The organism is Glaciimonas sp. OK215, assembly GCF_057787885.1.
In genome coordinates this window covers 2744018-2756477 of record NZ_CM173544.1, presented here as the reverse complement: position 1 = coordinate 2756477, position 12460 = coordinate 2744018, and the positions used below count along the sequence as shown (strand labels likewise).

Annotated in this window: 12 protein-coding genes and 1 pseudogene; 11 read left to right on the top strand and 2 right to left on the bottom strand. The window is 54.6% G+C overall.

The annotated features are described in order from the left end of the window. The first annotated feature begins 11 nt into the window (after positions 1–11). From AC3CHX_RS12470 to AC3CHX_RS12435, 8 genes are all read left to right on the top strand, one after another. Positions 12–758, top strand: coding sequence for a WecB/TagA/CpsF family glycosyltransferase (locus tag AC3CHX_RS12470; RefSeq protein WP_488644315.1), 747 nt, complete (start codon positions 12–14; stop codon positions 756–758). A gap of 94 nt (positions 759–852) precedes the next feature. After that, positions 853–2007: a nucleotidyltransferase family protein gene (locus AC3CHX_RS12465; protein ID WP_488644314.1), complete on the top strand. Its 1155-nt coding sequence runs from the start codon at positions 853–855 to the stop codon at positions 2005–2007. Further along, positions 2004–3422 (top strand): mannose-1-phosphate guanylyltransferase/mannose-6-phosphate isomerase, encoded by a 1419-nt coding sequence (locus AC3CHX_RS12460; RefSeq protein ID WP_488644313.1) that lies wholly within the window; start codon positions 2004–2006, stop codon positions 3420–3422. Before AC3CHX_RS12465 ends, AC3CHX_RS12460 begins: the two co-directional genes overlap by 4 nt. 4 nt (positions 3423–3426) lie before the next feature. Next, positions 3427–4815 carry a phosphomannomutase/phosphoglucomutase gene (locus AC3CHX_RS12455; RefSeq protein ID WP_488644312.1) on the top strand — a complete coding sequence of 463 codons (1389 nt, stop codon included), beginning with the start codon at positions 3427–3429 and terminating at the stop codon, positions 4813–4815. A gap of 203 nt (positions 4816–5018) precedes the next feature. Then, the gene (locus AC3CHX_RS12450) at positions 5019–5393 is read left to right on the top strand and encodes a hypothetical protein (RefSeq protein WP_488644311.1); all 375 of its coding nucleotides are present in this window, start codon (positions 5019–5021) and stop codon (positions 5391–5393) included. Between the two features lie 287 nt (positions 5394–5680). Beyond that, positions 5681–6607: a DUF535 family protein gene (locus AC3CHX_RS12445; RefSeq protein ID WP_488644310.1), complete on the top strand. Its 927-nt coding sequence runs from the start codon at positions 5681–5683 to the stop codon at positions 6605–6607. Continuing rightward, complete coding sequence (locus AC3CHX_RS12440; protein ID WP_488644309.1) at positions 6608–7669, top strand: acyltransferase family protein; 1062 nt, start codon at positions 6608–6610, stop codon at positions 7667–7669. Between the two features lie 6 nt (positions 7670–7675). Further along, positions 7676–8791: an acyltransferase family protein gene (locus AC3CHX_RS12435; protein ID WP_488644308.1), complete on the top strand. Its 1116-nt coding sequence runs from the start codon at positions 7676–7678 to the stop codon at positions 8789–8791. Positions 8792–8864: 73 nt separating this feature from the next. Here the strand turns inward: AC3CHX_RS12435 and AC3CHX_RS12430 are convergent, their stop codons facing one another. Continuing rightward, the gene (locus tag AC3CHX_RS12430; RefSeq protein ID WP_488644307.1) at positions 8865–9338 is read right to left on the bottom strand and encodes a response regulator; all 474 of its coding nucleotides are present in this window, start codon (positions 9336–9338) and stop codon (positions 8865–8867) included. Further along, positions 9335–9658 carry a sensor histidine kinase gene (locus tag AC3CHX_RS12425; RefSeq protein ID WP_488644306.1) on the bottom strand — a complete coding sequence of 108 codons (324 nt, stop codon included), beginning with the start codon at positions 9656–9658 and terminating at the stop codon, positions 9335–9337. The genes AC3CHX_RS12430 and AC3CHX_RS12425 overlap by 4 nt, the downstream gene beginning before the upstream one ends. Between AC3CHX_RS12425 and dsdA the strand changes: the two are divergent. The 3 genes and pseudogenes from dsdA (at position 9543) to AC3CHX_RS12410 (ending at position 12444) form a co-directional block, all read left to right on the top strand. Next, positions 9543–10665, top strand: a pseudogene (gene dsdA / locus AC3CHX_RS12420) (D-serine ammonia-lyase). The gene AC3CHX_RS12425 and the pseudogene dsdA overlap by 116 nt on opposite strands. 130 nt (positions 10666–10795) lie before the next feature. Further along, the gene (locus tag AC3CHX_RS12415) at positions 10796–10933 is read left to right on the top strand and encodes a hypothetical protein (protein ID WP_488644305.1); all 138 of its coding nucleotides are present in this window, start codon (positions 10796–10798) and stop codon (positions 10931–10933) included. Positions 10934–10935: 2 nt separating this feature from the next. Continuing rightward, positions 10936–12444 carry an aldehyde dehydrogenase family protein gene (locus tag AC3CHX_RS12410; RefSeq protein ID WP_488644304.1) on the top strand — a complete coding sequence of 503 codons (1509 nt, stop codon included), beginning with the start codon at positions 10936–10938 and terminating at the stop codon, positions 12442–12444. Positions 12445–12460 lie beyond the last annotated feature (16 nt).

Genomic DNA, 12460 nt, shown 5'->3' with positions numbered 1-12460 from the left:
GGGAGCTGTCCATGAGTGCAGAAAGAATTATTCCGGTCGCCGGTTTCCCGGTCGTTAAAACGACCTCACGCGTGTTGGCCAGGTATCTTCACCGAACAGTACGAGGCAATAAAAAGGTGGTGCTGTTCTTTGCCAATACGAATTTCATTGTTCAGTGCCGCTATCTTCTGGACCAGATGAAAAGCGACTCCGTGACGATTGTGAATGACGGTATCGGCATGGATATCGCGGCATTTCTGATTCGCCGCGAAACGTTTAAGGAAAATTTGAATGGCACCGATTTCACGCCTTATCTGTTTTCCGGCGCGGGCAGGCCCCTGCGCGTGTTTATGGTGGGAGGAAAGCCCGAGGTCTTGAGCAAAGCTGCGGAGCATGTCCGCAACGCGCTGGGCCAGACGGTGGTCGGCACTTGCGACGGCTATGCCGGCATGGGGAAAAATCGCGCCAGCCTGGTTGAGTCGATCAATCGTGCACAAGCGGAAGTTGTGCTGGTGGCGCTAGGCAACCCGATTCAGGAGGAATGGATTCTGGCCAACCGTGCGGCGCTGAATGCAAATGTTCTCATCGGCGTCGGCGCCTTGTTCGATTTCTGGGCCGGCGACAAACCGCGTGCGCCGCGCCTGGTACAGCGCACCCGGCTCGAATGGTTGTACCGCTTGTGCCTGGAGCCGCGACGATTATTGCGCCGTTACACCGTCGATATCGTGCGCTTCCTGATTTTGTGCCGCAGGTATCGTGGCGGCAATCGACAAACCTGACAACTTGAAGTGGGTGGCCGGGCGCTTGCTGTCCGAATGCCACCAGCCTGAAACGATCGACATGTTTTTGATCACATTTATGAGGTAAGAAAAAATGAAAGCAATGATTTTAGCCGCAGGCAAGGGCACCCGCGTTCGTCCTCTGACCTACGATCTTCCAAAACCGATGATTCCGATTCTGGGCAAACCTGTCATGGCCTACCTGGTCGAGTACCTTGCCAGCTATGGCGTGCGCGACATCATGGTGAATGTCAGTTATTTGCATCACAAGATAGAAGAGTATTTCGGCGACGGGAACCAGTTCGGCGTCCAGATCGGCTATTCCTTCGAAGGCCGCATCGATGCCAACGGCGAAGTGGTGCCGGAGCCCCTGGGCTCGGCCGGCGGCATCAAGAAGATCCAGGAGTTTGCGAATTTTTTCGATGAGACCACCATCGTCATATGCGGCGATGCCTTGATCGACCTGGATCTCGCTTCCGCGCTGTTCGAGCACAAGAAAAAAGGTGCGCTGGCCAGCGTCGTCACGAAGGAAGTGCCGTGGGACAAGGTCCAAAATTATGGCGTGGTGGTCACGGATGAGGACGGTCGGGTGCAGTCGTTCCAGGAGAAACCGAAGGAGAAGGATGCGCTGTCGAATTTCGCCAGCACCGGCATTTATATCTTTGAGCCGGAAGTCATCGACCTGATTCCCGCCGACACCGTGTTCGACATCGGCTCCGAGCTGTTTCCGCTGATGGCCGAAAAAGGCTTGCCGTTTTATGCGCAGCAACGCTTTTTCAACTGGATCGACATCGGTACCGTGCCCGATTACTGGAGCGTTCTGCAAAGCGTATTGCAGGGTGAAGTAGCGCAGATGGATGTCCCCGGCACGCAGATCGCCGACGGTGTGTGGGCAGGTATCAATACCAGCATAGACTGGGAAGGAACGACGATCGAAGGCCCGGTGTATATCGGTGCCGGATGCCGGATCGAAGCCGGCTGCACAATCGTCGGCCCGACCTGGATCGGACATGGCAGCCATCTATGCGCCGGCGCGCAAGTGGTGCGCAGCGTCTTGTTTGAATACACGCGGATACTTCCCGACGCGCGTCTGGATGAAGTCATTGTGGTCAAGGAATACAGTGTCAACCGCGCAGGCAAGATGCGGCGCTTGCCGGAAACAGGCAAGCACGATTGGGGCGATGCGCGCGATCAGCAGTTTGAGAGTCCCGCGGCAAATGCCGCTGCCTTCGCCATGAGCGGCCTATGAAGATCTATCCTGTCATCCTCGCCGGAGGTTCCGGCACACGCTTATGGCCCTTATCGCGCGAGGCCTTGCCAAAGCAACTGTTGCCGCTGTGTTCGAACCACTCGATGCTGCAGGAAACCTTGCTGCGCCTGTCGGATTGGGCGGAATTGATGCCGCCGCTAGTGACCTGCGGTGACGAACATCGTTTCCTGGTGGCGGAACAATTGCGCGCAATCGGGATAGCCCCGCTCGGGATCTTGCTGGAACCGGAAGGCAAGAATACCGCGCCATCGGTCGCGGTGGCGGCGCATTTTCTGTTGAAGCAGGATAAAGACGCTGTGATGCTGGTGCTGCCGGCCGACCATGTGATCGGCGACGTGCCGGCTTTCCATGCGGCAGTGAAGCGCGCCATGCTGGCGGCCGGACAAGGCGCGCTCGCGACTTTCGGCATCGTGCCGTCGGGTCCGGAAACCGGCTACGGCTATATCCGTCGGAGTGAAGCCCTGGGCGGCGCCGATGGCTGCTATGCGGTCGAACGATTTGTTGAAAAACCCGATCGCGCGACTGCGGAGGGTTTTGTCGCGGATAAGGCTTACAGCTGGAATAGCGGCATGTTTTTATTCCAGGCCGCACGTTATCTCGATGAGTTGCGCGCGTTTCGCCCGGCGATTGCGGACAGCTGTCAAAAAGCCTTCGACGGCGCTTACCACGATCTCGATTTCTGCCGCCTGGATGAAGCTTCCTTCGCCGTTTGCCCGTCGGAGTCGATCGATTACGCGGTGATGGAACATACGCGGCAAGCGGTGGTGGTACCGGCGGAAATCGGATGGAATGACGTCGGTTCCTGGTCTGCGCTATGGCAAATACTGGAGGGCGATGCCGACGGTAATGTATTGCGCGGCGACGTGTATACGGACGGCGTTCAGAATTCGATGATTCGCGCGGAAAATCGCTTCGTCGCGGTGATCGGCGTCAAGGACCTGGTAGTGGTGGAAACCAAGGATGCGGTGATGGTGGTACACAAAGACCAGGTGCAGGGTGTCAAAAAAATCGTCGACGCTCTTAAAAAAACCGACCGCACCGAGCACCTGACGCATACGAGCGTATATCGGCCGTGGGGAAGTTATGAGGGCATCGATGTCGGCGAGCGCTTCCAGGTCAAACGGATCACCGTTAATCCCGGTGGAAAACTGTCCCTTCAAATGCATCATCACCGCGCCGAGCATTGGGTGGTAGTCAGCGGAACGGCGCGCATTACTTGTGGGGATGAGGAAAAGTTCCTTACTGAGAACGAGTCCACCTATATACCGATCGGCGTCAAGCACCGCCTGGAAAATCCGGGGAAAATGCCGCTGCATCTGATCGAAGTACAGTCAGGCGGCTACCTGGGCGAGGACGACATTGTTCGTTTCGATGATATTTACAAACGGAATTAAATCTATGCTCCCACTTCAAAATTCGATATTCAAAGCGTATGACATCCGCGGCATCGTCGGCAAAACGCTGGATGCCGGTATTGCGCGTCAAATCGGCCAGGCTTTCGGTGCTGCCGCCCGCGCCAAAGGTGAAAAAGCCGTTGTCATTGGTCGCGACGGCCGCTTGTCCGGTCCCGAATTGACAGCGGCGCTGGCAGCCGGATTGCAGGAAGCCGGCGTGGATGTGATTGATTTGGGAATGGTCGTCACCCCGATGGTGTATTTCGCCACCCATGTCCTGGGTACGCAATCCGGGGTGATGGTCACCGGCAGTCACAATCCACCCGATTACAACGGCTTCAAAATGGTGCTGGCTGGCGAAGCGATTCATGGCGAGACGATCCAGGCGCTGTATCAGGCGATCGTCAGCGGTACTGCCGAACAGGCGCTCCTAGCGGCCGCGGGCAGTTACCGCACCCACGACATCAAGGACGCTTATTTGCAACGCATCCTCAGCGACGTCACATTGGCGAAACCGATGAAGATCGTGGTCGATTGCGGCAATGGCGTCGCCGGGGCGTTTGCCGGTGAACTGTATCGCGCGCTTGGATGCGAGGTGCAAGAGTTGTTTTGCGAGGTGGATGGGACGTTCCCGAACCACCATCCCGACCCCGCCCATCCGGAAAACCTGCAGGACGTGATTCGCGCCCTGCGGACATCCGATGCCGAACTCGGCCTGGCGTTCGATGGCGATGGCGACCGTCTGGGCGTGGTCACCAAAGACGGCCAGATCATTTATCCGGACCGTCAGCTGATGCTGTTCGCCGCCGATGTGCTGACCCGCCATCCGGGCCAGGAAATCTTGTACGACGTGAAATGCACGCGCCATCTGGCATCGTGGATCACCCGGCACGGCGGCAAGCCGCTGATGTGGAAGACCGGGCATTCGCTGGTCAAGGCCAAGATGCGTGAGACCGGGGCGCCGCTCGGTGGCGAGATGAGCGGACATGTGTTCTTCAAGGATCGCTGGTACGGCTTTGACGATGGCTTGTATGCAGGCGTCCGTTTGCTGGAGTTATTGAGCCGTGCAAGCGATCCGTCGGCGCTGCTGAATGCGTTGCCGCAGTCGATCAGCACGCCGGAGTTGCAACTGCAACTGGCCGAAGGCGAGAACTTCACGCTGATAGCGAAATTGCAGCAGGAAGCGGAATTTCCCGGCGCCGATGAGATGATCAAGATCGATGGCCTGCGCGTCGAATATCCGGATGGATTCGGATTGGCGCGCGCATCGAATACCACGCCGGTGGTGGTGATGCGCTTTGAGGCGGAATCGGAAGCGGCGTTGCTGCGCATACAGGCAGCATTCAAGCGCGTGATTCTGGCGGTGAAGCCGGATGCAAGCTTGCCTTTCTAAGCGACAGGAGATATAGGGAACTTATGTTTTTTCGGTGGGGTTTGGGGCATTCAGTTCGGTCGTCGTTAATTGAAACGGTCATTACTCCGTGGAAGCAAGCCGGGGGTGGCCCGGCAGCCAGTCACTTTTCTTGCTTCGCCAAGAAAAGTAACCAAAAGAAGGCGACCGCAAAGCCACTGCCCTCCCGTTGGGCGGGTCCCCAAATGAGCCGACTGGCATTCGGGAGGGAAAACAAACTCGCTGCGCTCAGACAAGTTTTCCCTCTTTATCCGAATGCCAGTCGTCTCATTTGGCAGCGTCTCAATGCGGAAGATCAAAAACAACAGCAACGGCAACAGCAACCCCTCGGCGCTTCGTGGTGGATTAAGTGGGGCGCAATAATGCGGCACGTTGCGCTGCTTGCAAATACAGTCCCCCGATTCACTCCAGAGGCTGTGGGTTTTGACGTTGCTTTTGAATTCCGCATTGAGACGTTGCCAAATGGGGCGGCTGTCAGTCGGGAATTGTGGGGAAACTTGTTTGAGCGCAGCGAGTTTGTTTCCCCACCCGACCGGCAGACGCCCCATTTGGGAACCTGACCGAAGGGAAGGCAACGGCTTTGCGGTCGCCTTTCTTTGCTTACTTTCTTTGGCGAAGCAAAGAAAGTGAGCGGCTGCCGGGCCGCCCCCGGCTTGCTTCCACGGAGTAGTTACCGTTTCAATTAACGACGACCGAACCGCTCTTGATTACATACAGGCAATTATGTTTCTTCGGCGCAATTTGCGGCAGCCAGCCGATTACTTCGCTGGGATTGCATCCCAGCAGCAGCTTGAACATCCCTTATCGTTCACACTCGACGAGGTGGTCTTCCGATAAGGATTCCATAATGACACTTATTTCAAAGCTCCCATTCAGATTTTTCTTTGCTACAACATCCAGAATCACCCGCAATGTAGTGCAGAGGAGATCGATCCTCAAATTCAAGACGTGGCATAGAGGCATGCTGCTTTTAATTAATATTAAAGAGCACTTGCGACTCATACGTATTCTTAGCCATCCGCAAACGAAGCGATTGATTATTAAACATCCGGAGTTGACATACAAATATCTGAGAGACTACATATCATTTGATCTCTCCACAAGGAATTGCCTGTCGATATTGATTGAACATTATTCCTATCTGCAGAATAATTTCGGAAGTGACTTTTTGGATGTCGTTTATCATTCTCCCATTCCACTCTGGCAGCAGAGTATCGATGATATTTGTTTTGAAATAACGTTGGAGTTTCCGCACACCATAGATTTTGAGGGGGATTTGTGTCTGATTTTCAAGAAAAATCAGGTGTGTATTTATCGCATTATTTTTGTCATCGCCAATGGCCGCGCATTTGAGCGGCCGGACGATAATGTGATTTTCATATCCAGCGTTCAAGGAATGAACGATTTCGAGGAGGTCAGGCAGGCGACCAAGGTTTGTCACGATATTCAGCCGGCCCAGCTGTTGATGGCCGCCATGAATGGGGTTGGAATGGCCCTCGGTTTCCGTACGATCGTGGGTATCGGTAGTAAAAACCAGATTTCGCAGGGTGACAAACTCCATTTTTCGTATGACAAATTCTTTGAAAAATATGGTTTTCTTATTCCGGGAAAAAACTTTTATACAATTCAGCTGCCATACATAGAAAAACCGCTGGACTCAATACATATTCGCCATCGCAAAAGAACGCAGAAAAAACGCGATTTCAAACATGAAATCAGAGACCTGGTAGCGTTAGCCATTGAGCGCTATATCGTCAGGAAATCCGGCAATTAAATGACTCTTCCCTTATCGAACTATCGCTCACCACGCAATCAAACCTCATCCGGTCACTACGGATTTGTTGATAATGCCAAGGCCATCGGGATTGTTCTTGTCGTTCTCGGTCACAGCAGAGGATTGCCGCATGATTTGTTGCGATTGATATTCAGCTTTCACGTTCCGCTGTTTTTTTTCATTTCCGGATTTCTGATCAAATCAAACAAATTAGAAGCGACTATTTGCAGCAACACGAAAAAAGTATTGCAAACCTTAGGCCTGCCTTATCTTTTGTTTTTCTTGTTCGCTTTTCTTTATTGGCTTGCCACGCGGAATATGGGCGCTAAGGCTTTGCAGTATTCCGGCAAGACATGGTATGAGCCGATCGTCGGATTGTTTACCGGCCTGGAATCCGATCTGTATATCGATCCTCCGCTCTGGTTCTTTCCTTGCCTTATCCTGACAGCGATAGCCTATCAGGCTGCGCGCAAGTTTCTGACATTGACGGCTTCGACATGTCTGTTTGCACTGCTGGCATTTTTCCTCTCGGTTTTGTGGAAATATTCGCCCTACAGGCTTCCCTTAGGATTCGATAGCATGTGGATAGCGCTTTCGTTTTATGCGGTCGGGCAGTATGTCCGGGAGAAAAATTTCTTTAACAATATACGGCCAGGCTATCTCGTATTGATGCTTTTCATTGCATCGGCGCTGCTTATTTACACAGAATTATTAAACGACCAGGTCGATCTCGCCAACATGCATTTCGGCATGCGGCCGGCTCTCTATCTGCCGACCGCATTACTAGGAATTGTTGCCATATTTTCTGTTTCCCAGTTATTGCCGTCGTCGAGAGTAGGTAACTGGCTTTCAGAAAATACGCTGACCATTTTCCCAGCGCATTTCATTTTCTTGAGCCTGGTGCGTGGCGTCGCGACTTCTCTGCACATGATTCCGAGCGATTATAATTACACGATCGGATGGAGTGTCGTCAGCAGCGCTTTAGCTATCTTGCTTTGTGTTCCCTGCGTTTATTTCTTGCACCGCTTGCCTATTCCAATATATAGAAACACCCTTAATTAGTCCGGTATGACAACAAACAATGCAAACTTAGCAATCGAAGCAGATCGCCACAGGCTGAAATTTTTAGATGGCCTGCGCGGTGTCGCCATTTTCGCAGTTATTTTGTTTCACTCTTATGCTCGATGGCCCGGCCTGGTGCCGTTTGGGGATAGATTCACTCAGGTACCAATATTTTCTTATGGTTGGCTTGGGGTTCAGTTGTTTTTTTTGATTTCTGGCTTTGTCATTTTTATGACTTTAGAAAAGTCTCAGAATTTTCGAGATTTTATCTCTCGTAGATGGCTCCGACTCTTTCCTGCAATGTTGATATGTTCGATAGTGATATTCGCTTCGGCTACTTTATTTCCCGAGAGGCCGATGGGCGGACTGGTAGTTCGTGACATGCTGCCAGGGTTGACATTCATAGAACCTGCATGGTGGGGATTTTTTTTGGGCTCTCCCCAAGGCGTCATTGAAGGCGCATTCTGGTCGTTATTTGTTGAAGTGAAATTTTACTTTATAGCGGGACTCCTATATTTTTTTATGGGTGGAAAAAAGATGATAATCATGCTTGTCGGTCTATTTCTAATCGCAGCAATAATAAGCAAATTTCAACACGCTTTCCCTGCTATCGATCTTCGCTTTCCTGATTTGCTAATGCGGATTAGCAGCGCGAGTCAATTTGGATGGTTTGCTGCCGGTGCGTTGTATTACCGATATTTCCATGAGCGAAAAATATCATTATTGAATGCTGCGATCCTGGTAGCGTTAGTCTCTGCGATAGTTACTGGCGGATTGAAGTGGCAACAAACTATAGCAGCCATCACTGTCGTAATCATTTTTACGTCTGCGATTTCAACTTCATTTATCCAGTCGGCATTGAGCAGGCCATCTTTGATTTTTCTGGGTTTTATCAGCTATCCGCTATATTTGCTACACGAAAACATGATGATTTCCATGATCATTAAAATGGGCCACGCAACACCTTGGATGCCATCAATTCTGATTCCGGTTGTACCAATAATCATTGTTATCGGAGTTGGTAGCTTAGTTGCCAAATATGTTGAGCCGTGGGTACGCAAAAAACTACGGCCTGTGTATTACAAAGTGCGATTTCTTACCGGAATTGCATCATCCACATAATCAAACCAAGGAGACCATCGGCCATGCCCGCCAAATTCTTTTTGGGCGAGCGGAGGTTGGGGGCTGCGGCTAGTTAGCTGCTGCTCTGCGAACTGGCCGTCGTGGGCAAAACAACGACCGTAAACCAGTAGTCGGTGAGCGACTGAATCACCTTTGCGAAATTTTCGAAGTCGATCGGCTTGACGATATAGGAGTTGCACCGCAGTTGGTACGCCATGAGCACATCCTTATCCGCTTCGGACGAGGTCAACACCACGATCGGCAGGTGCTTGAGGCGGTCGTCGCGCGCGACCTCCTCCAGCACTTCGAGGCCGCCCATGCGAGGCATGTTCAAGTCGAGCAGAATCAGGTCGGGTGTCGGTGCATCGGCATATTTGCCTTCCTTGCGCAGAAACGCCATGCATTCCTCGCCGTTACCGACATGCTGCAAATTAACGGCGAGCTTCGCCCGCCGGAATCCGATTTTCGTAAGCTCCGCGTCGTTGTCGTTGTCTTCGACGAGGAGGACTTCTGCGGGCCGGCAACTGGTAAGCAGGTTCTTGTTCATAATGATTTCACCACTCCTTCCACAATCGTAAAATAGAAAACGCTTCCGCGGCCGGGTTCGGACTCCACCCAGATTCGCCCACCATGGCGGTGAACCACACGGCGACAGACCGCGAGCCCGATTCCAGTGCCCGGATATTCCTTCTGGTCATGTAATCGCTGAAATATCTCGAAAATCTTCTCGTGATGCTTCTGGGCTATGCCGATGCCGTTGTCGCGTACCGCAAATATCCACTCATCGCCCTTTCGCTCCGCGGAGACCCAAACGCGTGGCGGTTCCTTGCCGCGGTATTTAAGGGCATTGGCAATGAGGCTCAGCATGAGCTGGACCAGTGCCCGTGGCGGCTTTCATGAAGTGCTGGCGCTGGCTGAGTCCATAGCTGTGGCCCATGGCGTACTTAACCCCGATGGCGATCGGAGGCAGCTCGCGTCCGAACCGGCGCGCGCGCTGCTCGCACGCCATACGGTAACGGTCGGCAGCACCGGCAACCTTGGCCTGAGCATCGGCGTGTTGGCTGCAGCACTGGGCTTCAAGGCTGTCGTGCACATGTCAACCGATGCCAAGACCTGGAAAAAGGATCGCCTGCGCAGGCGCGGCGTGCCGGTGGTCGAGCACGACGGCGATTACGCGGCGGCGGTGGCGGCCGGGCGAGCACAGACTCAGGCCGCTCCGTACAGCCATTTTGTCGACGACGAACGTTCGCCCATGCTGTTTCTCGGCTATGCCGCAGCAGCCCGGCACCTCGCTATGCAACTGGCAGCAGCGGGGCGCACTGTCGATGCCGGCCATCCGCTCTTCGTCTATTTGCCCTGCGGCGTCGGCGGCGCACCCGGCGGTATTACCTTCGGCCTCAAGGCGCTCTTTGGCGAGCACGTTTACTGCTTCTTCGCCGAGCCGGTCGCTTCTCCCTGCATGCTGGTGCAACTGGCGTCACAGCAGAACGCCTTGGTATCGGTCTATGACATCGGCCTGGACAATCGCACCGAGGCCGATGGATTGGCTGTGGGGCAGGCTTCCCCTCTGGTGAGCCCGCTGATGGCGGCCCAACTGTCCGGCGTGTTTACCGTGAGTGACCGGCAGCTGTACGCCCAACTGCTCCAAGTGGCTCAGGCCGAGTGTATCGAGCTCGAGCCTTCGGCTGCGGCTGGCGTAGGCGGGCCGGTCTGGCTTACCGGCAGTGATTGCGGTCATGAATACCTGCGTCGCCACGCGCTGGAGAATCGTATGCGCGACGCACATCATCTGGACTACCGGAGGTTCGCTGGTGCCGCAGGACGAGCACCGCCGCTTCCAAGCCCATGGCAGGCGGATATGCGACCAGGAGTAGGTCATATCAGAGACATTAATACATCAATATTTCTGATTTAATCATCATAAGATTCTACGTTTACAATAAATTAGGGGCATCCTAATATCCAATCTCCCTCTAGCAAGTTACCAAATAAAAGGATGCATATATGACTGCTAACGTCTATGAAAAAGGTCATCTCGACTTGCTTATTGTCGGACTCTGTACCTTTGCCAAGGCGCCTGCCTGTATCGACTGGAATGCGATCGATGCAGATGTGACAGCAACCGCCGGCCAGAAGGAATGACAGTGGACACAATCGTTAAGCATTATTTGCAGACATTCGGGGTATCCGCGGCCACCCAAGCCTTCCTCTCCAAGCCCCAAAAGATGTTCATCGGTGGCGCTTGGGTCGAGGCCAGTGACGGTCAAACTTCCGATGTGATCGAGCCGTCGACCGAGGGTTTCATTACTCGCATTCCGATGGCGACCACGGCCGATCTCGATCGCGCCGTGCAAGCCGCCCGCGCACAGTTTGACGGTGGCGCCTGGCGCCTGGTGAAGCCGCTCGAACGCGAACGAATGCTGCATCGTCTGGCCGACCTGATTGAAACGCACGCCGTAGAGTTGGCGGAGATCGAGTCAATCGACATGGGCAAGTCGGTCGCCAATGCGCGGGACGTCGATATCCAGGGCACGGTCGATACCTTCCGTTATTTCGCCGGCTGGCCCACCAAGATCCACGGGCGCACCGTCGAGCCATCGTTGCCCGGCAACTACCTCGCGTATACGCGCAAGGAGCCGGTGGGTGTGGTCGGCGCCATCGTGCCCTGGAATTTTCCGCTGCAGACCATGGCGTGGAAGCTCGGTGCCGCACTCGCAACCGGTTGCACCGTGGTGGTCAAGCCGGCCGAGCTGACCTCTCTGTCCGCCCTGCGTTTCGCCGAACTGGTTCAGGAAGCGGGCATTCCGGACGGCGTGGTTAATATCGTGACCGGGCGCGGCAGCGTGGTCGGAGCAGCGATGGCGACGCACCCTGGCATCGACAAGCTCACCTTCACGGGTTCGACGCCGGTCGGCCGCACCGTCGGGCGGGCTGCACTAGACCAGATGAAGCGGCTCACTCTCGAGCTCGGTGGAAAATCCCCGGTGATAGTGCTCGCCGATGCCGACCTGCCGGCCGCCGCCAAGGCGGTCGCCAACGGGGTGTTCTTCAACTCCGGTCAGGTCTGTGATGCCGGCACCCGGGCCTACATCCATCGCAGCATCTATAACGCGTTCCTGCGCGAACTGATTGCCTACACGCAGACGTTGAAGATTGCGCCAGGCCTCGATCCAGACTGTTTCATTAGTCCGCTCGTCTCGGCGCAGCAAAAGGAGCGGGTGACTGAATACATCGAAACCGGCAAGCGCGAGGGTGCCGAACTGGTCTACGGCGGCCGGCCCGTCGAGGGGCCCGGCTACTTCGTCGAGCCGACCATCTTCGCCTATTGCCGCAACGATATGCGGATCGTCCGGGAAGAAATTTTCGGCCCGGTGCTTGTGACTGCGCCCTTCGACGATGACGAAGAGGCGCTGGCCCTGGCCAACGACTCGCCCTACGGACTCGCCGCGGCGCTCTATTCCAATGACCTCAACCGCGTACACGGGATGATTCCACGGCTGCGAGCGGGCTCGGTGTATGTGAACGCCCATAGCACGATTGACCCCTCGATGCCGTTCGGAGGCTTCAAGGAGTCAGGCTTTGGCAAGGATCTCGGCCCGGAACAGCTCGACTACCTGATGGAAACCAAGGCTGTCTGGATCACCTTGCCCTGATCGCGAACTTTCAGAT

Bases quoted from the DNA above. Each gene is read 5' to 3' on its own strand.
- AC3CHX_RS12450 (WP_488644311.1), top strand. From the start codon at position 5,019: ATGAGCCGACTGGCATTCGGGAGGGAAAACAAACTCGCTGCGCTCAGA.
- AC3CHX_RS12465 (WP_488644314.1), top strand. From the start codon at position 853: ATGAAAGCAATGATTTTAGCCGCAGGCAAGGGCACCCGCGTTCGTCCT.
- AC3CHX_RS12440 (WP_488644309.1), top strand. From the start codon at position 6,608: ATGACTCTTCCCTTATCGAACTATCGCTCACCACGCAATCAAACCTCA.
- AC3CHX_RS12425 (WP_488644306.1), bottom strand. From the start codon at position 9,658: ATGCTGAGCCTCATTGCCAATGCCCTTAAATACCGCGGCAAGGAACCG.
- AC3CHX_RS12435 (WP_488644308.1), top strand. From the start codon at position 7,676: ATGACAACAAACAATGCAAACTTAGCAATCGAAGCAGATCGCCACAGG.
- AC3CHX_RS12455 (WP_488644312.1), top strand. From the start codon at position 3,427: ATGCTCCCACTTCAAAATTCGATATTCAAAGCGTATGACATCCGCGGC.
- AC3CHX_RS12445 (WP_488644310.1), top strand. From the start codon at position 5,681: ATGACACTTATTTCAAAGCTCCCATTCAGATTTTTCTTTGCTACAACA.
- AC3CHX_RS12430 (WP_488644307.1), bottom strand. From the start codon at position 9,338: ATGAACAAGAACCTGCTTACCAGTTGCCGGCCCGCAGAAGTCCTCCTC.
- AC3CHX_RS12460 (WP_488644313.1), top strand. From the start codon at position 2,004: ATGAAGATCTATCCTGTCATCCTCGCCGGAGGTTCCGGCACACGCTTA.
- AC3CHX_RS12470 (WP_488644315.1), top strand. From the start codon at position 12: ATGAGTGCAGAAAGAATTATTCCGGTCGCCGGTTTCCCGGTCGTTAAA.
- AC3CHX_RS12415 (WP_488644305.1), top strand. From the start codon at position 10,796: ATGACTGCTAACGTCTATGAAAAAGGTCATCTCGACTTGCTTATTGTC.